Source organism: Caulobacter sp. GW821-FHT09H08 (assembly GCF_059415885.1).
In genome coordinates this window covers 151,466-172,360 of sequence record NZ_JBWKOC010000001.1, presented here as the reverse complement: position 1 = coordinate 172,360, position 20,895 = coordinate 151,466, and the positions used below count along the sequence as shown (strand labels likewise).

The window sequence follows — 20,895 nt, the reverse complement described above, 5'->3', positions numbered from 1 at the left end:
GGCCTCTTCCACTCCGATTTCCCCGGCGAATGCCGAGGCCCAAATTCATCCGGAGCGTCAGCCGTGCTTGCGCCCTACTCAGAGCACAATGACCAACGCACCTGGGTTCGATCTAGGCCCCGACATTCGCCGGGGAGATCGGATTAAAGGGATAGATCGCCGAACCAGTCGTCCTCGCCGATCGGCGGCCCGGGCGGGACGGCGACCTTGGCCCTGCCGTCCGCGACCAGGGCCGAGAGACGGCCACCGCTCTCGTCGGCGACGATACCGGCCAGGGCGCGGGCTTGAGCGCGATCGGCGCTGTCACCTGCCGTCACCGTCTTGAGCCCCTTACCCCAGTCGGCAAGACGCGCGCGGATCACGGCGGCGGCGGTGGCCGACAGGCTCTTGTCGTCCAGAGCCTGGGCCAGGTTCACGACCATCCGCTGGCGCACGCGGCGGGCCAGCTCGGCCTGGCGACCGGCCGCCTTGCCGTCGAAGGCGGCGAAGGCCAAAGCCTTGTCGAGCAGCCCCTCGACGCCAGGCTGGGCGGCGTCGCGGCGCTTGGCCTCGATCAGGCGGTTCAGGCGGGCCGGCGCGAACAGGTCGCCCCAGACGAGGTCGGCCGCAACCTCGGCCGTGGCCGGCAGATCGAACACCGGACCCTGCTGGAAGGTCTCGATCTCATAGGCGTGGTCGCCGCCCTGCGACTGGCCCGAGGTCAGGACGTCGAGCGTCTTGTCCGAAAGATCCAGCGCGGCGGGCGACAGCGTCCGCAGCAAGGCGTCGATGGCGGCGGTCTGACGTGCCGCCGGCACGATCTTGCTGGCCTCGTGACCGTCGCCCTCGGCGCCGTAGGTGAAGTCGATCCCACCGACCAGCTTGGCCGTCGCGTCCACCTGGTAGCGGTGGAAGATGTAGATCGGCACGACCACGCGGCGCAGGTCCGCCACCGACGCGCCCTTGGGCAGGTTCACCAGGCCGAAGCGGTCCAGAGCGATCTTGCGCACGGCCATCAGGTGGTCGAGCTCCACCACGGGATCGGAACCGTTGTCCCACACTGCGCCTACCGGATGCGGCGTATCGGCCGCGCGGGCGTCCTCGTCGGCGACGTAGCGCAGGCCGTCCGCCTGGCTCTTGTCGGCCTTGGCCTTCAGCCAGGCCTTCTCGTCGACACCCGCAGGGGCGACGCCGTACAGCCAGTCGATGGCGAACTTGTCCCAGGCCCCGACGCCGCGCCCATAGGCGTCCGAGAAGTCGAGCTGGCCGCCCTTGATGGCGATCCGAGCGGTTGGATAGTCCATCACCGAAGCGCGGTCGCCATAGGTGCTGGCCGCGAAATTGTGCTGCAAGCCGATCGAGTGACCGATCTCGTGCGGCGACAGCTGGCGCAGGCGGGCCAGGGAGATCTCGATCGGGTCGTTCGGTCCGCCCTTGCCGGTCTTGTCGGCGCCGAGCAGGCCTTCGAAGATCAGCCGGTCCTGGCGAACCCGTTGCGAGCCCAGCAGGACGTCGCCCTTGATGATCTCGCCGGTGCGCGGGTCGACCACCGCATGGCCGTACGACCAGCCGCGCGTCTGGCGGTGCACCCAGTTGACGACGCTGTAGCGGGCGTCGAGCGGGCTGACGCCCTCGGGCAGCAGCTCGACCTTGAAGGCGTCGATGAAGCCGGCGGCCTCGAAGGCCTGGTTCCACCACCGGCCGCCCTCGATCAGGGCCGAACGCACCGGCTCGGGCGCGGCGCGGTCGACATAGAAGACGATCGGTTTCTTGACCGGCGAGCGGGCCGCGGACGGGTCGGTCTTCTCCAGGCGGAAGCGGTGGACCAGGCGATAGACCAGCGGCTCGTTCAGCGGCGCGGAATAGTCGGCCACCGTGTGGTCGATGACGCCGACGCGCGGATCGTTCTGGCGCGGCTGGTAGCCGGGCTCGGGCAGGGCCACGAACGAGTGGTGCAGGGCCAGGGTGACGTTGCGCGGATCGGGGACGATGCCGCGCACCTCGGATCCGGGCTCGTCGCCGACGAAGGTCTGCACCGCCTCCAGCTCGACGTTCGTCGGGAAGACGTTCACCTCGCCGGTGTCGGCATAGGAGAGGCCGTCGTTCAGGCGGAAGTCGCCCTGACGGGTGCGCTTGAGGGTCTTGGCGATGCCTTGCGCGTCGCGGGTCAGGAAGGTGGTGACGTCGACCAGCAGGCCGTCGGCGCTCTCGGCCTCGATCACGTTCGACCAGACGCTGGAGCCTGGGAACGAGTCGGCCACGGCCTTCTTCTCGTCGACCGAACCGCGCGCGGCGTTGAAGCCCCAGTTCTCGAACTGGGCGATCACCTTCCCGCCCACGCGGCGGAAGGCGATGATCTGGGTGTCGCCGGGGGCCGAGCGGTCCAGCCCCGTCGGGTTCGAGCCCAGGCCGGCCCGGAGATAGGTCTGGTAGATATAGCGCCCGGCGATCCCGTCCGCGCCCGGCTTGGGCAGCAGCATCAAAACCCGGCCGTTCTTCTTGTCCACGAACACCGGGACGAGGCCGTCCTTGCGCTCGAGCCCGGCGGTCGCGTCGGCGAACTTGTCCGTGCTCTTGGCGGACGCGGCCGGCTTGGCCTTCTCGGCATAGGCGGGCGCGGCGATCGCGCCGACACAGACGCTCGCCATCAACATGGCGACCACGGACTTCTTCATGACCCCTCCCGACGCACTAAGGCGGCGGGACTGTCGGGCGGGTTGGGAGGGATTGCAACTGGCCGGCAGAGACACGGATCGACTTGCCTATCGATCAAGCTCTCCCACACCCACTTCCCCGGCGAATGCCGGGGCCCAGATGAAACCGAGAGAAGCTCAGGCTGAATCTGGGTCCCGGCATTCGCCGGGAAGATCGGTGTTGAGTGGGTGTTCTCAGCCAGCAGTTCGGGCGCAAGCGCACTCGCGACCTCGAAGAACTCAGGCAGGCTCGAGGCCTCGACAACCAGCCCCACTATGTTGCTCTCCGAAATCCAGACGCCGGCTTCGGCGTCCCATTCGGCGGAGACATAGGGCGGGCTGTGCATCGAGACCTGTCCTTACATCCGCTCCGGCGCTTCGATGCCGAGCAGGTCCAGGGTCAGTTCCAGCTGGCGCAGGGTGGTCTCGGCCAGCGACAGGCGCGAAGCCCGTAGCTCTTCGGTGTCCGCTCCCATGATCGGGCAGGCCGCGTAGAACTTCGAGAAGGTCTGGGCCAGCTTGTAGGCGTGCTCGGCCACGAAGTTGGGAGCCTTTTTATCATAGGCCTCCTGCAGGGCGCCCTCGAAGGCGTCCAGCAGCATGGCCAGGTCGCGCTCGGCCTGCTCATGGATCACGATCCGGCCGGAGGTCGCGCCGGCTTCGGAAGCCTTGCGCAGCACGCTCTTGATGCGCACCGACTGGTACAGCAGGTACGGGCCGGTCTTGCCCTCGAAGCTGGTGAAGCGGTCGAGGTCGAAGACGTACGAGGTGCCGCGGAAGTTCTGCAGGTCGGCGAACTTCAGGGCGGCGACGCCGACCTTGTGCGCGGTTTCCTCGAACTGCTCCTCGGAGAGCTCGGCGCCGAGGCCGGCTTCGCGCAGGCGCTCGCGGGCCTTCTCGCGGGCCATCTCGATCAGGTCGTGCAGTTTCAGGACGCCGCCCGCGCGGGTCTTGAAAGGCTTGCCGTCCGTGCCGTTCATCGTGCCGAAGCCGATGTGCTCCAGCGAGCCTTCTTCCGCATAGCCGGCCAGGTAGGCGGCGCGGAACACGGTCTCGAAGTGCAGGGCCTGGCGCTGATCGACGCAGTAGAGGATCAGGTGCGGGTCGAACGACTTGCGACGATCCAGGATCGTGGCCAGGTCGGTCGTGCCGTACATGGCCGAGCCTTCGGACGACACCACCAGCAGCGGCGGCACGTCCTGCTTGTCGCCCTCGCGGGCCACGCGGACGATGCGGGCGCCCTGGTCGGCGACCAGCAGGCCCTTGTCTTCCAGCTGGCGGACCATCGGGTCGATCAGGTCGTTGACGTCGCTCTCGCCCTTCCAGAGGTCGAAGTCGACGCCCAGGGCGTGGAACTCGCGCTCCAGGGCCACGCGGCTGACATTGACGAAGTGACGCCATAGCAGGCGGTAGCCGAAGCGGCCGTTCTGAAGCTCGGCGGTCGCCTTGCGGGCGCGCTCCTTGAACTCCGGATCTTCCTTCTGGCGGACAGAGGCGGCCGGATAGATGCGGTCGAGATCGGCCAGGGTGATCCGGCTTTCGAACTCGGCCATGACCTTGGCTTCGTCGGCCGACGAGAAATCGCGCGGGGCGTCCGGCAGTTTCTCCATCAGGGCGCGGATGAAGGCGTCCTCGTCGATGATCGCCGAAATGAGCAGCCCCATCTGGAAGCCCCAGTCGCCGAAGTGGGCGTCGCCCACCACGTCGTCGCCCCGGAAGCGGTACAGGCGCTTGATCGACTCGCCGATGATCGAGGCGCGCAGGTGGCCCACGTGCATCGGCTTGGCGACGTTGGGACCGGCATAGTCGATCAGGACGCGGCGCGGCTCTTCCAGCAGTTGGGCGCCGGCGCGGTCATCAGAAGCGATCTCGCGAACGCGGGCCGACAGGGCCTCGTCGCTGACGCGCATGTTGATGAAGCCGACCCCGGCGATCTCGACCGAGGCCAGGCGCGGGTCGCCCTTCAGGATCTCGACGACCTGCACGGCGATTTCGCGCGGATTGCGCTTGGCGCTCTTGGCGGCCGCGAGGGCGCCGTTGCACTGGAAATCGGCCAGGTCGGGACGGTCGGACGCGGTGACGCGTCCGAACTCGGGAGGCAGTCCGGCGGCCTGGAAAGCGGCCGCGGCCGCCTCGCTCAGGGACCGCTTCAAATCGTTCATTGCTTGGTGGTCGTCCCTGCTGGGGCAGCCTGGGCGGTTTGACCGGCGTTGACGCGGAAGCGCTTGCCCTCACGGTTGAAGGCGGCCATTTCCGGCGTGACGTCGAAGCCCAGCAGCACCTCGAAATTGACGCCGCTGACCTTGGCGTCGGCGCGCGGAATGGTGATCTGCTCGATGGTCTGGGTGGTGTAGACGCGATCCTGGCCCGGCGAGAAGCTCACCGGCAGGTCGAAATATTCCTTGGCGATCACCGACTGGTTCCGCTCGGTGACGGCGACCCAGTAGCGATAGACGTGCTTGTCGCCCTCGGCCTTCGGACCACGGCCCAGCTGGAACAGGGCCTCGATGCGGATCTTGATCGGCTCGTCGCTCTTGTAGGCGCAGCCCGAGGCGATGCTCTGGATCTCGCCTGTGAAGCCAGCCTGGGCGGCCGATTCCTTGCCGTCCTTGAAGTCGACATAGCGGCTGGCGTCGTACAGCACCTTCACATAGGGGCACGGGCCGGCGTTGCGCAGCTGTTGCAGCGGAGCCTTGGGCTGGTTCCACTCCTCGTCGCGCTTGCGCTTCTTGGCGGCGTCGTCCTCGCTACCGCCCTGGTCGCCGCGGTCGCCACGCTGGGCATGGGCGGTCGTCGCCGTCGCGGCGATCGAAACGGCCATCAAAGCGCTGAGGGCGAGCGAGAAGGTGCGGCGCATGAAACGTCGATCCGAGAAAAGAAGAGCCAAGCGGGGCCACAGCGCCCCGCCAGCGTCATGCAGCCTGATAAAGGCATATGCGTGACGTCGCAACGCCGCAGACTCCTGGCGTCACGGGCTTCGAGGCACTAGGTTCCGCGCCATGAACGCCGAGACCCCGATCCGACGCCCGATCTCCCTGGTGCTGGCCAGCCCGCGCGGCTTCTGCGCCGGCGTGGATCGCGCCATCCAGATCGTCGAGCGCGCCGTCGAGAAGTTCGGCGCGCCGGTCTATGTGCGCCACGAGATCGTCCACAACCGCCACGTGGTCGATCGCCTGAAGGCGCTGGGCGCGGTGTTCATCGAGGAACTCGAAGAAGCCCCCGACGACCGCCCGGTGGTGTTCTCGGCCCACGGCGTGCCCAAGTCGGTGCCGGCCGAGGCCAAGGCGCGGCAGATGATCTATCTCGACGCCACCTGCCCGCTGGTCTCCAAGGTCCATGTCGAGGCCCAGAAGCATTTCGACGCCGGCCGCGAGATCGTACTGATCGGCCATGCCGGCCACCCTGAGGTGATCGGCACCATGGGCCAACTGCCCGAGGGCTCGGTCACCCTGATCGAGGACCTGAAGGACGCCGCCGCCTGGCAGCCCAAGGACGCCTCGAACGTGGCCTTCCTGACCCAGACGACGCTGTCGGTCGACGATACGGCCGACATGGTCGCCCTGCTGCGCGAGCGCTTCCCCGGGATCGCCGCGCCGCACAAGGAAGACATCTGCTACGCCACCACCAACCGCCAGGACGCGGTCAAGCACCTGGCCGAACAGGCCGAGCTGGTGCTGGTGGTCGGCTCGCGCAACTCGTCCAATTCGGTGCGCCTGAAGGAGGTCGGCCTGAAGGCCGGCGCAACGGCGGCTCACCTGATCGACGACGCCAGCGGGATCGACTGGAGCTGGTTCGAAGGCGTCTCCCGCGTCGGCCTGACCGCTGGGGCCTCGGCGCCGGAAGACCTGGTGCAAGGCGTGATCGACGCCATCTCGGCCCGCTTCGACACCACGGTGGAAGAGCTGGTCGAGGCGCGGGAAACGATCACCTTCAAGCTGCCGCGCCTGCTGACCGCCTGACGGCCTGCAGTTGCGGGACCGAAACCCCGCCCTTCGACAAGCTCAGGGTGAGGTTTCTATTGAAGCGGCGCCAAAAGTAGCCCTCACCCTGAGCTTGTCGAAGGGCGAGGGCGGCAACCACCCTTGACCGCCGCCCTCGCGTCGAGCATCCCGGCGTCATGGCCGTCTATACCGACATCACCGACGCGGAACTCGAAGCCTTCCTGGAAGGCTACGACCTGGGTCTGCCCCTGGCGTTCAAGGGCATCGCCGAGGGCGTGGAGAACTCCAACTTCCTGCTGGAGACCGAGAGGGGTCGCTACATCCTCACGGTGTACGAGCGTCGGGTGAAGGCCGAGGACCTGCCCTATTTCCTCAACATGCTGACCTGGCTGGCCGACAAGGGCTATCCCAGCGCGCGGCCGATCCCGACCCGCAGCGGCGCCACGCTGTCCAGCCTGCGCGGCAAGCCGGCGGCGATCGTCGAGTTCCTGCCCGGCCTGTCGGTGCGCAAGCCGACGCCCGCCCACTGCCGCGAAGCCGGCGAAGGTCTGGCCTGGCTGCATCTGGCGGGCGAAGGCTATGCCGGCCGCCGGGCCAACGACCTCGGCCAAGCTTCGTGGTCGCCGTTGTTCGCCAAGCACCGCAAGGCCGCCGAGGGCCTGAAGCCGGGCCTGGCCGCCACCATCGACACCGACCTGTCGCAGCTGGCCCTGATGTGGCCGCGCAATCTGCCGACCGGCACGATCCACGCCGACTATTTCCCGGACAACGTCTTCTTCCAGTCGAACGGCAAGTTCGCCGCGGCGATCGACTTCTATTTCGCCTGCGACGACAGCTACGCCTACGACGTGGCCGTGACCCTGAACGCCTGGTGCTTCGAGGCCGACGGCAGCTTCAACATCACCGCCGCCAAGGCGCTGCTGAACGGCTATGAGCGCCGTCGCCCGCTGAGCCCGGTCGAGAAGGAAGCCCTGCCGATCCTGGCGCGCGGGGCGGCCATGCGTTTCTTCCTGACCCGCCTGGCCGACTGGGGCTCGACGCCCGCCGGCGCGCTGGTTCGGCCCAAGGATCCGCTGGAGTACGAGCGCAAGCTGGCCGTCCACCGCGAAGGCCTCGTGCTGTTCTGATGACGCCCAAGGTCACGATCTATACCGACGGCGCCTGCAAGGGTAATCCAGGCCCAGGCGGCTGGGGCGCCATCCTGTTCTACGGCGACAAGAAGAAAGAGATCTGCGGCGGCGAGCCGGCGACCACCAACAACCGCATGGAGTTGATGGGCGCGATCTCGGCCCTGGAGCTCTTGAACCGCCCCTGCAAGGTCGAGCTGCACACCGACAGCCAGTACGTCATGAAGGGCATCCAGGAGTGGATCCGGGGCTGGAAGGCGCGCGGCTGGAAAACGGCCGACAAGAGCCCGGTGAAGAACGACGACCTCTGGAAACGCCTCGACGCTGCGCGGGATCGGCACGACGTCGACTGGCGCTGGGTCAAGGGCCACGCCGGCCATCCGCTCAATGAGCGGGCGGATGCCCTGGCCAATGAGGGCCTGCGCAAGGCCAATCCGCGGGTGTTCTAGGCCTTCCACGTAACTCAGTATTACCCGTCATCCCGCGTTTTATGCGCGGGACCCATTTGTCCGCCGCGGGTGCGGAGCAGAATGGAACACTCACGAAGAAGCTGAACCATGGGTCCCGCGCATAAAGCGCGGGATGACGGGTTTGCGGGATGTTTGGGGAGTTCCTAAGCCGCCGCATCTAGCGCGAGCAGGCTGCCGGGCTGGTCGCCCGTCGCGAATGGCAGGCCCTCGTCCTCCCAGCCCGTGATCCCGCCGATCATCAGCTTCACCGGACGCCCCAGCTTGGCCAGGTTCAGGGCCGCGCGGTCGGCGCCGTTGCAGTGCGGGCCGGCGCAATAGACCACGAACAGGGTGTCGGCCGGCCACTCGGCCATGCGCTCAGCGGTCATGTCGGCATGGCGCAGGTGAATGGCGCCCGGCACGTGCCGTCGGGCATAGGCCTGTGGTTGGCCAACGACGTGCAGCAGGACGAAATCCATCTCGCCCGCGCGCATGGCGGCGCCGACATCCGAACAGTCGGTCTCCAGCGACAGGCGCGCGGCAAAGTGGGCGGCGGCGTCGCGGAACGACGCGGCGGGAATGGCGGATACAGAGCTCATGACGGCCTCCGTTGATGACGAGTGCAGACTTGCCCGAGGCTCCGCTTCCGCGTTAGCTGGCAAGATCGACATCGACCGTAAAGATTATGCCAAACGCCTCGCCATCCACTGGCCCCCTCGTCGTCGCCCTGGCCTATGACGGCCTCTGCACGTTCGAATACGGCGTGGCGGTCGAGCTGTTCGCCCTGCCCCGGCCGGAGATGGGGCCGGACTGGTACCGCTTCGCCACCGCCGCCGTGGAGCCCGGCGACCTGCGCGGGCTGGGCGGGGTGCGGATCGTCGGCGACGGCGGCCTGGAACTGCTGGACCAGGCCAGCGTCATCGTCGCCCCGGGTTGGCGCGGCATGGACCATCCCGTGCCCCAGCCACTGATCGAGGCCCTGCGCGCGGCCCATGTGAATGGGGCGCGGCTGATGTCGATCTGCTCCGGCGTCTTCGTCCTGGCCGCCACCGGCCTGCTGGACGGCCGCCAGGCCACCACCCACTGGCGCTATGCCGACGCCCTGCGCGAGCGGCATCCGGCCATCAAGGTCCAACCGGACGTGCTCTATGTCGACGAAGGCGACCTGCTGACCTCGGCCGGCAGCGCGGCCGGCATCGATCTTGGCCTGCACCTGATCCGTCGCGACTTCGGCCCCGAGGCCGCCAACACCGTCGCCCGCCGCCTGGTCGTGCCGCCGCATCGCGACGGCGGCCAGGCCCAGTTCATCCAGCAACCCGTCCCCAGCGTCCACGAAGCCTCGCGCCTGGGTCCGATCCTCGACCGCATGCGCGCCGACCTCTCGCGCGCCCACACCATCAAGGCGCTGGCCGACGCGGCGGGCATGAGCGAGCGGACCTTCCTGCGCCGCTTCGAGGCCGCCACCGGCGACACCCCGGCCCGCTGGTTGCTGGCCGAACGCCTGAACCGGGCCCGGGACCTGCTGGAGACCTCGTCGGTCGGGATCGAGCAGGTCGCGGAAGCCGTGGGCCTGGGCGCTCCCGCCCTGCGCCACCACTTCCGCCGCCAGCTCTCGACCACGCCGGGCGCCTATCGGGCGCGGTTCGCCAGGGCCTGAAGGACGAGAGCTTGAGACAGGCTTCTGTGGACGCCCGCGAAATCCGCTCGCCAGCGCCGGCCGGGTCTGCGAGTCAGCCCGCATGAAACTCGTCGGCTACTACCGGGTGCCGCCCGTGCGCGGGATCTTCTTCAGCCCCGCCCAAGAGGAGCGTCTCCTGCTGCTGGGTTGCGAGGAGGTTTTCAGCGATCGCTGCCTGGCCACCGGCGTGGTGCGCCCCGGCCTGCAGCGAGCGTTGGCGGCGCTGGAGCATGGCGGCGCGCTGGCGATCCCGAGCTTCCACGCCCTGGCCGGGACGATGGTCGACCTGCTGGACGTGGTTGTGGACCTGCGGACGCGCGGCCTGCACCTGGTCGTCCAGCAGCCCGAGATCGACACCCGCGCCGACGCCGGCCTGTTCGAGGCGGTGCAACTGCTGGCCGCGTTCAACGGCGAACGCCCGATGGTCCGCGCCGCCGAAGCCGCCCTGGTCGCCAAGGGCGGCAAGGCCGGCGGCATGAACGGGTTGAAGGCCGCGCCCCCGGCCGAAGCCGAGGACGCGCCGGAAGACGTCGAGGTTGAGGACTAGACCTTCAGGCGATAGCCCGTCTTGAAGATCCACCAGACGGCCGCCAGGCAGGCGGCCAGGAATACCGCCGTCATGCCCAGGCTGACGCCGACGCCCACGTCCGACTGGCCGTAGAAGCTCCAGCGGAAGCCGCTGATCAGATAGACCACCGGGTTGAACAGGGTGATCTTCTGCCAGATCGGCGGCAGCATCTTGATCGAGTAGAAGCTGCCGCCCAGGAAGGTCAGCGGCGTGATGATCAGCGCTGGCACGATCTGCAGCTTCTGGAAGTTGTCCGCCCAGACGCCGATCACGAAGCCGAACAGGCTGAAGGTTACCGCCGTCAGGACCAGGAACAGCATCATTACGAACGGGTGGGCGATCTCGAAGGGCACGAAGATCCGGGCCGTGGCCAGGATCAGCAGGCCCAGCAGCACCGACTTGGTCGCCGCAGCGCCGACATAGCCCAGCACCGTCTCGACCCACGACACCGGCGCCGACAACAGCTCGTAGATCGTGCCGGCCCACTTGGGCATGTAGATGCCGAACGAGGCGTTGGAGATGCTCTCGCCGAGCAGCGACAGCATGACCAGACCCGGGATGATGAAGGCGCCGTAGCTGACGCCGTCGATGGCCTGCATGCGCGAGCCGATCGCCGAACCGAACACCACGAAATACAGCGAGGTCGAGATGACCGGCGCCAGGATGCTCTGCATCAAGGTGCGGAACCAGCGCGCCAGCTCGAAACGGTAGATGGCCTTGATCGCGAACAGGTTCATTGCGGGGCCCTCACCAGGCTGACGAAGATGTCCTCCAGAGAGCTCTGGTCGGTCTTGAGGTCCTTGAAGTCGACGCCTTGCTCGGCGAGGCGGCGCAGCAGGTCGGCGATGCCGGTGTCCTCGGCCTGGGCGTCGAAGGTGTAGACGAGGTCGGCGCCGTCGTTGGTCAGGCTCAGGTGCGGATCGGACAGGGCGGCCGGAAGGGCGGCGAGCGGCTCCCTCAGGTGCACGGTCAGCTGCTTCTTGCCCAGCTTTCGCATCAGGACCGACTTGTCCTCGACCAGGATGATCTCGCCCTTGTTGATCACCCCGATCCGGTCGGCCATCTCCTCGGCCTCCTCGATATAGTGGGTGGTCAGGATGATGGTGACGCCGCTCTCACGCAGCTTGCGGACCATCTCCCACATGTCGCGGCGCAGCTCGACGTCGACGCCGGCGGTGGGCTCGTCCAGGAACAGGATGGTCGGTTCGTGGCTCAGCGCCTTGGCGATCATCACCCGGCGCTTCATGCCGCCCGACAGCGCCATGATCTTGCTGTCCTTCTTGTCCCACAGGGAGAGGTCGCGAAGGATCTTCTCGACCAGGGCGTCGTTGCGCGGTTTGCCGAAGAGGCCGCGCGAGAAACTGACCGTAGCCCAGACAGTCTCGAAGGCGTCGGTGTGCAGCTCCTGCGGCACCAGGCCGATCTTGGTGCGGGCGGCGCGGTAATCGCGCACCACATCGTGACCGTCGGCCAGGATCGTACCCTGGCTGGGGTTCACGATCCCGCAGATGATGCTGATCAGGGTTGTCTTGCCCGCCCCGTTCGGACCGAGCAGGGCGAAGATCTCGCCCTGGCGGATGTCGAGGTCGATCGTCTTCAGGGCCTGATGGCCGGACGCATAGGTCTTGGTCAGACCTGATACCGATATGATGGAAGTCACGCCTTCTCCCCTAGCGCGACGATGCAGCATCGCGCGTCCCTGCCAGCCTGAGGCTATTGCGGCCTCAAATGGTGTCTTACGGCGGACATAACAGGGGAAGCGTCGCGATCTGTCAGCAGACCGTCCTCAAGTCGGGATCTTGCGCACCTTCAGCACCCCGCCGTCGACGCCGGTGACCACCACTTCCTGGCTGATCTCGGGGATCGGCTCGTCGGTCTCGGCGGCCCAGTCCTTGCCGTCGATGAAGACCCGCCCCCGGCCCTGCTCGAAGGTCGACAGCACTTGGCCGCGCTGGCCGACCAGCCGTTGCAACGGGTCGTTGAGGTCTGGGCTCTTGGGCTCCAGCACCGGCCGCAGGTAGCGCTTGGCCAGCAGGGTCGTGGCGATGGTCAGGGCCGCGAAGAGGCCGACCTCGATCACCGGCCCCAGGTGCACGAACTGGGAGAACACCCCGACCACGAAGGCGCTGGCAGCGGGCCACAGCAGCCAGCCGGTCCCCGTGGCGACCTCGACCGCCAGGAAGATCGCCGCCACGGCCAGCCACAGCCAGAACGGATGCAGCGCGTAGAAACCCGCGATCGCACCCATGGCCTTAGGCTCCGCGCTTGCCGCCGGTCGGCGTCGAGGTGCTCGACGTCGCGGCGGAAGAGGCCGAGCGCGCCTGCGGCGAGCTGGCCCGCTGGGTGTCGGAGCCAAGGGTCTTGACCAGCTCGCTGACGCCCGCGACCGTGCCGGTCAGGCCGGCGAAGTCGGCGGGGACGATGACCGTCTTCTGCTGCGGGCTGCGGGCCAGCTCGCCGAAGGCTTCCACGTACTTCTGGGCGATGAAGTAGTTGATGGCGTTGACGTCGCCCTTTGCGATGGCTTCCGAGACGAAGGCCGTCGCCTTGGCCTCGGCCTCGGCTTCCCGTTCGCGCGCCTCGGCGTCGCGGAAGGCGGCCTCACGGCGGCCCTCGGCCTGCAGGATCGCCGACTGCTTGGAGCCCTCGGCCCGGGTGATGGCCGACTGCTTCTCGCCCTCGGCCTCGGTGATCACCGCGCGGCGCTCGCGCTCGGCCTTCATCTGGCGGGCCATGGCGTTGGTGATGTCCTGCGGCGGGGTCAGGTCCTTGATCTCGATCCGCGCCACCTTCACGCCCCACGGACCGGTCGCATGGTCGATGGTCGACAGCAGGCGCGTGTTGATCGAGTCGCGCTGGCTCAGCACCTCGTCCAGTTCCAGCGAACCGACGACGGTGCGCAGGTTGGTCTGGGCCAGCTGGGTGATGGCGTAGATCAGGTTGTCGACCCGATAGGCGGCGGCGGCGGCGTCCATCACCTGGATGAAGACGATGGCGTCGACCTTCACCGACACGTTGTCCTTGGTGATGACCTCCTGCTGAGGCACCTCCAGGACCTGCTCCATCATGTTGACCTTGCGGCCGATGGTTTCGAAGAACGGCGTCAGGATGGTGATGCCTGGCTTCAGCGTGCGGACATAGCGGCCGAAGCGCTCGACCGTGAACTCCCGCCCCTGGGGCACGATCTTGATCGCGCCGAACAGCAGGACGAACGCGAAACCCAGGAAGATCAGTACGACGATGCCGCCCACGATGGTGCTCCCAAACCTAACTTGAGGTGGAGCTTAGCGCGCACCCTCGTCGTCCGCCATGGAATCCCGCGTGACCGGGCGAACCTGCAGCATCGACTGCGAAAGCTTGCGGGCCAGGGCCTGCCCCTTGCGGGCGGCCTGCTGCTCGGCCTTGCGGCTGTCGGCGTCGCAGGTCGGGTATTCGCTGCGGCGCGAGGCGAAACCGGTGTTGAACCGTTCGCGCAGCTGGACGTCGAAGGCCTGGTCGGCCTGCTCGACCTCGGTCAGCCGCACCATGCGCGCGCGCCAGTACTGGTCGCCTTCGCCCTCGCAGGCCTGGCGCAGGGCGTGGCTCTCGCCCAGCGTATAGGCCAGGTCCAGCAGGCGCTGGCGCTCGCCCGCCTCGCGGTCTTGAGCGAGGGCCATTGGAGCGAGAACCGGCGTAACGATGAGGGCGCTCAGGAGGACGCCGATCAGGAACGGACGCGACATGACGCCCGTTATCGCCAATGCCGGGCGCGCTGTCACGAGGCCGCCCCAACAGGGCGAATCCGCCCCGCGACCGCCTGGGGACAAAATGTCCCCCGGTGTCAAAAAAGCTTGAGCTTAAAAGGCCTTGCGATCGCCACAGATGAGGCGTTCCCTGTGGATACTGCAAGGAGGTCTACCCATGACTGAGGTGCATTACGGCGTCGTGCGTGTCGGTGACCGCTGGTCGATCATCGGCGATAATCTGCGATTTGGCGCCTACGAAACGCGCGGCGAAGCCAGCGCCGCCGCCCGCCGCCTGGCGGAACATCCGGCCGGTCTCGGCTTGCCGGTCATGCTGCACGAGCAGGAAGAGGACTGGATCCTCTCAGGCCCCCGGCCTCTTAGCTGAGACGCGCCCCCAGGTTGGGGCGTGTTCGGAAGACTCTCGTCGTCATCGCGAAACTAAGCCGTGAGCTGCGCGCTTCTACGGGGCGCTACCACGGGAGGTTCGCATGACCGCCATCGCCCGCTTCGCCAGGTCCTCCGCCGACGGCGAGGCCGCTACGACCTTTTCGGCCAATCGGCTGCTCGCCGCGCTTCGCGCCGACGCGCTGGCTGAGCTGGCCCCGCACCTGACGCTTGTCGACCTGGGCGCGGACGCCGTCCTGTTCGACGCCGGCGACGATGTCGAAGCCACCTACCTGCCCTGCGGCCCGACCCAGGTGTCGCTGCTGGTCGTCACCGCCGACGGCCAGGAGATCGAGGCCGCCAGCATCGGCTTCGAAGGCGCCATCGGCGGGGTCGTCAGCGCGGGGTTCAAGCCCGCCTATGGCCGCGCCGTGGTGCGCGTGCCCGGCCACGCCTTCTGCATCTCCACCCATCGTCTCGAAGAGGTGAAGACGCGTCACGCCATCGTGGCCGACCTCTTCGATCGCGCCGCCGACGTGTTCATCGCCCAGATGATGCAGCTGGTGGCCTGCAACGCCCTGCACCCCATCGAGCAGCGCGTCTGCCGCTGGCTGCTGTTCGCTCATGACCGCTCTGGCGCCGAGCCGATCCGCCTGACCCAGGAGACCCTGGCCCAGATGCTGGGCGTCCAGCGCACGACGGTCAGCGCCGTCGCCCGCACCCTGCAGGACGCCGCCATCATCCACATCGGCCGCGGCCGGGTGGAGGTGCTCGACAGGCCGGGGCTGGAAAGGCGCGCCTGCGAATGCCACAGCGCGGTCGAGGCCCATTTCAAGCGCATCCTGCCGAAGGTGGAGCTCTAGACTCGGAAGGCGCTGGCCCTGGTCAGCGCCGCCTCGGCTTCGCTCATCAGCCGCGCCACGATCTCGCCGGCCGGCAGCACCTCGCGGACACCGCCGGCGCTCTGGCCCATGGCGAAGCAGGACTTGTCCGGGTCCAGTCCCTCGATCTGGCCGCCGATGCCGCCCATGGCCCCGGCCCGGATCGAGACCACGGCCTGCTGCGGGAAGGGCTGGATGTCGGCCGGCCGTGCCTCCCAGTCGCCGACATAGGGGTTCTTGCGCACCCGCATCGGCTTGCCCGAATAGCAGCGGGTGCGGATCGTATCCTCATCGGCCGCCTCGACCACCGCCTGGCGATAGAGGTCGCCGGCATGCGCTTCGTGCGAAGCAATGAAGCGGGTGCCCATCCAGACGCCTTGAGCGCCCAGGGCCAGCGCCGCCGCCAGGCCTCGCCCGTCGTGCAGGCCCCCGGCGGCGACCACGGGGATCTTCACGGCCTCGACGGCTTGGGCGACCAGCGGCAGGGTGCCCACAAGGCCTGTGTGCCCCCCGCCCTCGCCGCCCTGGCAGATGACCGCGTCGCAGCCGGCCTGCTCGGCCTTCACCGCGTGCTTCACCGCCCCGCAGACGACCATCACCTTCAAGCCGGCCGCCTTCAGGCGCGCGATGATCGGCAGGGGCACGCCGAGGCCGGCGATGAAGGAAGAGGCCCCCTCCTCGATGATCACCTCGACGCTGGCGGTGAGCGCATCGGGCGTGGCGGCCAAAAGGTCGACGCCGAACGGCTTGTCGGTGAGATCGCGGACCTCGCGCATCTGGGCGCGGATGAAGTCTGGCGAGGTCCCGGCCATGCCCAGCACGCCATAGCCGCCGGCGTTCGACACGGCCGCCGCCAACGGCGCGTACGACACCCCACCCATGCCGGCCAGCAGGATCGGGTGCTCGATGTCCAGAAGATCGCAGAGCGGCGTGCGCAGCCCCATGGGCTATCCTCCCCTATTTTCAGGAAGGATTTCCGTCGGCGACCGGCGCGGCAAGCCTGCCGCGAGGTCAGCGTCAGTCCGGGAAGCCCTAGCGGTGTTTCACCAGCTCGGCTTCGACATCCGACTCGCAGGTCCAGAAGCAGCTGGCCATGGCGGTCAGGATCAGGGCGATCAGCGTCAGGAAGCCGCGCGGCGGGGCCAGGCTGACGACGTCTTGGGGCGTCATCTCTTTTCGTTTCCTCTCACGACGCCCCGATCTGATGTCCAGGCTGCCGTGAGAGGAAGAGTTGCATCACGCCGCGGGCTTCGCAAGCCCATGTTTTACATGGCTTTTTATTGGACTTCAGAGTCCAAGAAACCGGAAACCTAGAAGATCGAGTACCCGCCATCGATGACGATGGTCGTGCCCGAGTGGTAGCTGGACGCGTCCGAGGCCAGGTAGACGGCCATACCGCCGAAGTCCTCGGGCTCGCCCCAGCGGCGGGCGGGGACGCGCGGGATGACCTTCTCGGCAAAGGCCGAATTGCCCTGGGCGCCGGCGGTCATGTCGGTGGCGATCCAGCCCGGCAGGATGGCGTTGGCGCGCACGCCGTAGCGAGCGTGCTCGACGGCCACCGACTTGATCATCGAGATCACCGCGCCCTTGGTCGCGGCATAGGCCTCGTTCCGCGCCGCGCCCTCGATGGCGGCCAGCGAGGCGATGCCGACCAGCGAGCCGCCGGCGTCGCCGGTCTTGGCCCGCTCGACCATGTGGCGGCAGGCCTCGCGCAGGGTGAAGAAGACGCCGTCCAGATTGACCGACAGCACCTTGCGGTAGGTCTCGGTCTTCATGTCGACGAAAGAGGGCGAGCCGTAGCCAATGCCGGCATTGGCGAAGACGCTGTCGACCCGGCCCATGGCGGCGACGGCCTCTTCCATGCCCTCGCGGACCTGGTCTTCGTCGGAGACGTCGACGGTCTGGGCCTTCACCCGGACGCCCAGGGTGGTCAGCTGCTGTTCGGCCTCGAGATTGCGCTCGGGGTTGGAGCCCCAGATCACGATGTCCGCCCCGGCCTGCGCCATCGCCTTGGCCATGCCAAAACCGATGCCGCGATTGCCGCCGGTGACCAGGGCGACCTTGCCCGACAGATTGAACGGCGCGTAGGCCATGGTCAGCCCTCCCTCATTCTTCTTGAAACAGTTGTTTGAAGAAGAGCGGGTCAGGCGCGGGCGGTCAAGCGTCCAGGGATCAGCCGCCCCAGAAGTGGAAGGTCTCCCAGCCCGCGCCGATGGCCGGGCGGGAAATGGCCAGGATGTCGGTGATCGTCAGGGCGACCTTGAAGATGAACTCGCTGACGCCGGGAACCCAGAAGATCAGGGCGAACAGGATCAGGAAGCCGACCCGCTCGACCTTGCGCATCCCCTCGCGGACGCCGTCGGGCAGGAACGGCCGGATGACGCCATAGCCGTCCAGTCCAGGCACGGGCAGCAGGTTCAGGATCAAGGCGCTGGCCTGCAGGAAGGCCAGCATCGACAGGGCGTTGCGCAGCGGCGGCGAGGTCACGAACGGCAGGGCCATGGCCAGGGCGATCAGGACGATCAGCGTCCCCAGCGGCCCCGCCAGCGAGGCCAGCGACCGCCAGCCCTTGGACCGCATCAGGTCCTCGCGCAGATAGACCGCCCCGCCCGGAAAGCCGATGCCGCCCAGGGCCAGGGCGATCAGCGGGAAGACGATAGTGGTGGCCAGGTCGGAATACTTCAGCGGGTCGAGGGTCAGGTAGCCCTTCTCGACGATGGTCGTGTCGCCGGCCTTGTGGGCGGTGAAGGCGTGGCCGAACTCGTGAATGCCGACGCTGAGGATCCAGGTCGCCGCGACGAAGGCGAAGGTGAAGAGGCCCAGCGGCGGGACCGCGCTCGCCACGGCCCAGCCGAGGCCGACGCAAGCGGCGATCAGGATCAGGGCGTTTGGGCTGATCGGGGCGCGGGGTGGCGCGGGCGTTTCGATGACGGTCATGGGCGGGATTGAGCATAGCCGCACCCCGTTACGCTAGAGCCGATCGTCCGCGCCCTCCATCCGCTCATCCCCGCTTTCGCGGGGATGAGCGGTGTTTGATTGGCTTAGATCGAGCCTACGACCCGAACCGCTCGTACGTCTCCACGATCACCCGCCGCGTCTCGTCCCATTCCACGAGCGCCATGGCCTCTTCCCGCGAGACGAACCGAGCCTCGGCCGCGTCGTCGCCGCCGACAGGCTCGCCACCTATCCAGCGCGCCGCGTAGTCGATCAGCACGTAGTGGCGGGTGATCTCTCCGCCGGGCCGAGCAGGAAAGACGCCGTCGACCACGTCGATCAGGCCCAGCAGCTCGGCGTCGACGCCGGTTTCTTCCCTCAGCTCGCGCAGCGCCGCGACCTCCAGGGTCTCGCCCCACTCCAGGCGACCGCCCGGCAGGCTCCACTGGTTCAGTCGAGGCGGCGTGCCGCGTCGGATCAGCAGCACCTCGTCGCCACGCAGGCAGACGACCCCGACGGTCGGGACGGGATGGTTCATGGAAAGCCCACCTTCAGGTCGACGCTGGACTTTACTCCGACGAAGGCCCCGCAGTCCTTCAGCCACTGCTCCGCCGCCGTCCGCCCGCGTTCCTTCAGGTCGGTCAAGAAGCTCCACTCGGTGTCGAACTTGGTGGCCAGCGACAGGTCGGCCAGTGGCTTGTCGGCGGTGATGGCGTGGACCAGCATCCGGCGGTAGCGGCCTCGGGCGGTGTCCTTCAGGAGCCCTTCGTCCAGCAGCTTCTGGACGAAGCCGATGGCCCGCAGCTCCGAGGCCAGCGAGGCGTTGAAGGTGATCTCGTTCAGCCGGTCCATGATCTCGCCCGGCGTCTTGGGCGTCTCTTCGCGGACGAACGGATTGAGGCTGACGATCAGGATGTCGTCTGGCGTGTCGTCATAGAAGAGCGGCCACAGCGGCGGGTTGGCCAGGAAGCCGCCATCCCAGTACGGTTCGCCGTCGATCTCCACGGCCTGGAACACCTGCGGCAGGCAGGCGCTGGCCATGATGTGGCGGGCGGTCAGCTCGCCCTCGCGGAAGATCACCGACTTGCTGGTCCGCACCGCCGTCGCGGCGATGTAGAGCTTGAGCGAGCTCTTCTCGCGGATCTGGCTGAAGGTGATCTCGGCCTCCAGCGTGTCGTGCAGCGGGTTCAGGTTGAACGGGTTGAACTCGTAGGGGCTGAACGACAGGGCCAGGGTCTCGGCCATCCGCCAGCCGGGCGTGTTCTTCAGCCAGTCAGCTCCGCCCCCGAAGGCGTTGGTCCAGATCGAGGTGTCGCCGAAGACGTTGCGGCCGCCCTGGCGGTTCACCTGCCGCCAGAACGAGTCCAGCCGCTTGCGGGCGCCGGCCTTGCCGTCGTCGATCAGCCCCTGGGCCAGGGCCACGGCGTTCATCGCGCCCGCCGAGGCGGCGGTCACAGCGCGGATTTCGAGATCATTCTCCTCGAGCAGGCGATCCAGGATCCCCCACTCGAACGCCCCATGCGAGCCGCCGCCCTGCAGGGCGAGGCTCAGCGTCCGGGGCCCGGACTTCTTCTTGAACGGCGGAATCGGCATGCGAACTCCCGAGGGACGAGCCCCCGATCAGTAGCGCTTCCTCCGAACTTGTCGTGAGTTATTGAGCGACCCAGCCGCCGTCGATCTGGAACGCCGCGCCATTGGCCGAGGCCCCGGCGTCGGACACCAGGTACAGCAGCATGCCGTTCAGCTGGTCGAAGGTGACGAACTGCTTGGTCGGCTGGCTGGCCAGGATGACATCCTTCATCACGGCCTCTTCCGAGATGCCGCGCGCCTTGGCCTGGTCGGCGATCTGCGCCTCGACCAGCGGGGTCTTCACGAAGCCGGGGCAGATGGCGTTGCAGGTGACGCCATGCTGGGCGACCTCGAGCGCCACCGTCTTGGTCAGGCCGATGACGCCGTGCTTGGCGGCCACGTAGGCCGACTTGAATGGCGAGGCGACCAGGCCGTGGGCCGAGGCGATGTTGACGATCCGCCCGCGACCCTGCTCCTTCATGATCGGCACGGCCGCCTTGATGGCGTGGAACGACGAGGACAGGTTGATCGCGATGATCAGGTCCCACTTGTCGTCCGGGAACTCCTCGACCGGGGCCACGTGCTGGACGCCGGCGTTGTTGACCAGGATGTCCAGCTCACCGAACTCGGCCTTGGCGGCGCGCACCATGTCGGCGATCTGATCGGGCTTGGTCATGTCGGCGCCGTGGTACAGCACCTCGACGCCGTGGGTTTCGGCCATTTCGGCGCGGGCGCGCTCGATGGCGTTCATCTCGCCCAGGCCGTTCATGACGATGTTGCAGCCCTGGGCGGCGAGCGCGTCGGCCATGGCGTGGCCGATGCCGCTGGTCGAGCCGGTGACGATGGCGACCTGCCCCTGCAAACCGAAATCGACGGCCATGCGGCGCGCTCCTGAGATCAATGCCCTAATGTGCTGCAATGCAGCATATAGCTCGCCGTTGCGAAGGGCGAGTGTTTATAAATTCAC

At 67.7% G+C, this 20,895-nt stretch carries 24 protein-coding genes; 7 read left to right on the top strand and 17 right to left on the bottom strand.

Annotation, left to right across the window (positions count from 1 at the left end):
• Positions 1 to 143: 143 nt before the first annotated feature.
• The 4 genes from AC07NN_RS00925 to AC07NN_RS00910 are packed head-to-tail and all read right to left on the bottom strand — an operon-like array spanning position 144 to position 5,529.
• Entirely contained in the window at positions 144 to 2,654 is a 2,511-nt protein-coding gene (locus tag AC07NN_RS00925) for a zinc-dependent metalloprotease (protein ID WP_494637277.1), read from the bottom strand.
• The gene (locus AC07NN_RS00920) at positions 2,651 to 3,019 is read right to left on the bottom strand and encodes a DUF1902 domain-containing protein (RefSeq protein WP_494637276.1); all 369 of its coding nucleotides are present in this window, start codon (positions 3,017 to 3,019) and stop codon (positions 2,651 to 2,653) included. Before AC07NN_RS00920 ends, AC07NN_RS00925 begins: the two co-directional genes overlap by 4 nt.
• Before the next feature lie 12 nt (positions 3,020 to 3,031).
• On the bottom strand, positions 3,032 to 4,834 hold the full coding sequence (locus tag AC07NN_RS00915; RefSeq protein ID WP_494637275.1) for an arginine--tRNA ligase: 1,803 nt from the start codon (positions 4,832 to 4,834) through the stop codon (positions 3,032 to 3,034).
• Positions 4,831 to 5,529, bottom strand: coding sequence for a Tat pathway signal sequence domain protein (locus AC07NN_RS00910; protein ID WP_494637274.1), 699 nt, complete (start codon positions 5,527 to 5,529; stop codon positions 4,831 to 4,833). Before AC07NN_RS00910 ends, AC07NN_RS00915 begins: the two co-directional genes overlap by 4 nt.
• A 142-nt stretch (positions 5,530 to 5,671) precedes the next feature.
• Here AC07NN_RS00910 and ispH point away from each other — a divergent pair, with 142 nt between their 5' ends.
• From ispH to rnhA, 3 genes are all read left to right on the top strand, one after another.
• Positions 5,672 to 6,631 carry a 4-hydroxy-3-methylbut-2-enyl diphosphate reductase gene (ispH, locus tag AC07NN_RS00905; protein WP_494637273.1) on the top strand — a complete coding sequence of 320 codons (960 nt, stop codon included), beginning with the start codon at positions 5,672 to 5,674 and terminating at the stop codon, positions 6,629 to 6,631.
• A 158-nt stretch (positions 6,632 to 6,789) separates the two neighbouring features.
• Entirely contained in the window at positions 6,790 to 7,740 is a 951-nt protein-coding gene (thrB, locus tag AC07NN_RS00900; protein ID WP_494637272.1) for a homoserine kinase, read from the top strand.
• Complete coding sequence (rnhA, locus tag AC07NN_RS00895; RefSeq protein ID WP_494637271.1) at positions 7,740 to 8,189, top strand: ribonuclease HI; 450 nt, start codon at positions 7,740 to 7,742, stop codon at positions 8,187 to 8,189. The genes thrB and rnhA overlap by 1 nt, the downstream gene beginning before the upstream one ends.
• 164 nt (positions 8,190 to 8,353) lie before the next feature.
• On the opposite strand, the gene AC07NN_RS00890 is transcribed toward rnhA, so the two are convergent.
• Positions 8,354 to 8,788: a rhodanese-like domain-containing protein gene (locus tag AC07NN_RS00890; RefSeq protein WP_494637270.1), complete on the bottom strand. Its 435-nt coding sequence runs from the start codon at positions 8,786 to 8,788 to the stop codon at positions 8,354 to 8,356.
• 86 nt (positions 8,789 to 8,874) lie between these two features.
• On the opposite strand from AC07NN_RS00890, the gene ftrA reads away from it, so the two are divergent.
• Entirely contained in the window at positions 8,875 to 9,846 is a 972-nt protein-coding gene (gene ftrA / locus AC07NN_RS00885; protein WP_494637269.1) for a transcriptional regulator FtrA, read from the top strand.
• A gap of 82 nt (positions 9,847 to 9,928) precedes the next feature.
• Positions 9,929 to 10,414 carry a recombinase family protein gene (locus AC07NN_RS00880; protein ID WP_494637268.1) on the top strand — a complete coding sequence of 162 codons (486 nt, stop codon included), beginning with the start codon at positions 9,929 to 9,931 and terminating at the stop codon, positions 10,412 to 10,414.
• Here the strand turns inward: AC07NN_RS00880 and AC07NN_RS00875 are convergent.
• From AC07NN_RS00875 to AC07NN_RS00855, 5 genes are all read right to left on the bottom strand, one after another.
• On the bottom strand, positions 10,411 to 11,172 hold the full coding sequence (locus tag AC07NN_RS00875) for an ABC transporter permease (protein ID WP_494637267.1): 762 nt from the start codon (positions 11,170 to 11,172) through the stop codon (positions 10,411 to 10,413). The two genes, AC07NN_RS00880 and AC07NN_RS00875, sit on opposite strands and share 4 nt — an antisense overlap.
• Positions 11,169 to 12,125 (bottom strand): ABC transporter ATP-binding protein, encoded by a 957-nt coding sequence (locus tag AC07NN_RS00870; protein ID WP_494637266.1) that lies wholly within the window; start codon positions 12,123 to 12,125, stop codon positions 11,169 to 11,171. The genes AC07NN_RS00875 and AC07NN_RS00870 overlap by 4 nt, the downstream gene beginning before the upstream one ends.
• A gap of 96 nt (positions 12,126 to 12,221) precedes the next feature.
• Positions 12,222 to 12,683, bottom strand: a complete 462-nt coding sequence (locus AC07NN_RS00865; protein ID WP_494637265.1) for an NfeD family protein — start codon at positions 12,681 to 12,683, stop codon at positions 12,222 to 12,224.
• 4 nt (positions 12,684 to 12,687) lie between these two features.
• Positions 12,688 to 13,686: an SPFH domain-containing protein gene (locus tag AC07NN_RS00860; protein WP_494637264.1), complete on the bottom strand. Its 999-nt coding sequence runs from the start codon at positions 13,684 to 13,686 to the stop codon at positions 12,688 to 12,690.
• A 33-nt stretch (positions 13,687 to 13,719) separates the two neighbouring features.
• Positions 13,720 to 14,157 (bottom strand): TIGR02301 family protein, encoded by a 438-nt coding sequence (locus tag AC07NN_RS00855; RefSeq protein WP_494637263.1) that lies wholly within the window; start codon positions 14,155 to 14,157, stop codon positions 13,720 to 13,722.
• Between the two features lie 178 nt (positions 14,158 to 14,335).
• Between AC07NN_RS00855 and AC07NN_RS00850 the strand changes: the two genes are divergently transcribed.
• Complete coding sequence (locus AC07NN_RS00850) at positions 14,336 to 14,545, top strand: hypothetical protein (protein ID WP_494637262.1); 210 nt, start codon at positions 14,336 to 14,338, stop codon at positions 14,543 to 14,545.
• A gap of 103 nt (positions 14,546 to 14,648) precedes the next feature.
• The gene (locus AC07NN_RS00845) at positions 14,649 to 15,407 is read left to right on the top strand and encodes a Crp/Fnr family transcriptional regulator (RefSeq protein ID WP_494637261.1); all 759 of its coding nucleotides are present in this window, start codon (positions 14,649 to 14,651) and stop codon (positions 15,405 to 15,407) included.
• Here AC07NN_RS00845 and AC07NN_RS00840 read toward each other — a convergent pair.
• The 7 genes from AC07NN_RS00840 to AC07NN_RS00810 all read right to left on the bottom strand — a co-directional run bounded on the left by AC07NN_RS00840 (position 15,404) and on the right by AC07NN_RS00810 (position 20,808).
• On the bottom strand, positions 15,404 to 16,369 hold the full coding sequence (locus tag AC07NN_RS00840; RefSeq protein WP_494637260.1) for an NAD(P)H-dependent flavin oxidoreductase: 966 nt from the start codon (positions 16,367 to 16,369) through the stop codon (positions 15,404 to 15,406). The genes AC07NN_RS00845 and AC07NN_RS00840 overlap by 4 nt on opposite strands.
• A gap of 88 nt (positions 16,370 to 16,457) precedes the next feature.
• On the bottom strand, positions 16,458 to 16,595 hold the full coding sequence (locus AC07NN_RS00835) for a hypothetical protein (protein ID WP_494637259.1): 138 nt from the start codon (positions 16,593 to 16,595) through the stop codon (positions 16,458 to 16,460).
• A gap of 140 nt (positions 16,596 to 16,735) precedes the next feature.
• Positions 16,736 to 17,518, bottom strand: a complete 783-nt coding sequence (locus tag AC07NN_RS00830) for an SDR family NAD(P)-dependent oxidoreductase (RefSeq protein ID WP_494637258.1) — start codon at positions 17,516 to 17,518, stop codon at positions 16,736 to 16,738.
• A 79-nt stretch (positions 17,519 to 17,597) separates the two neighbouring features.
• Positions 17,598 to 18,362, bottom strand: a complete 765-nt coding sequence (locus AC07NN_RS00825) for a site-2 protease family protein (RefSeq protein ID WP_494637257.1) — start codon at positions 18,360 to 18,362, stop codon at positions 17,598 to 17,600.
• Between the two features lie 115 nt (positions 18,363 to 18,477).
• The gene (locus AC07NN_RS00820; RefSeq protein ID WP_494637256.1) at positions 18,478 to 18,897 is read right to left on the bottom strand and encodes an NUDIX hydrolase; all 420 of its coding nucleotides are present in this window, start codon (positions 18,895 to 18,897) and stop codon (positions 18,478 to 18,480) included.
• Positions 18,894 to 19,952 (bottom strand): patatin-like phospholipase family protein, encoded by a 1,059-nt coding sequence (locus AC07NN_RS00815; protein WP_494637255.1) that lies wholly within the window; start codon positions 19,950 to 19,952, stop codon positions 18,894 to 18,896. The genes AC07NN_RS00820 and AC07NN_RS00815 overlap by 4 nt, the downstream gene beginning before the upstream one ends.
• Before the next feature lie 58 nt (positions 19,953 to 20,010).
• A complete protein-coding gene (locus AC07NN_RS00810) occupies positions 20,011 to 20,808 on the bottom strand; it encodes a 3-hydroxybutyrate dehydrogenase (protein WP_494637254.1) in 798 nt (265 codons plus the stop codon).
• Between the last annotated feature and the right edge of the window lie 87 nt (positions 20,809 to 20,895).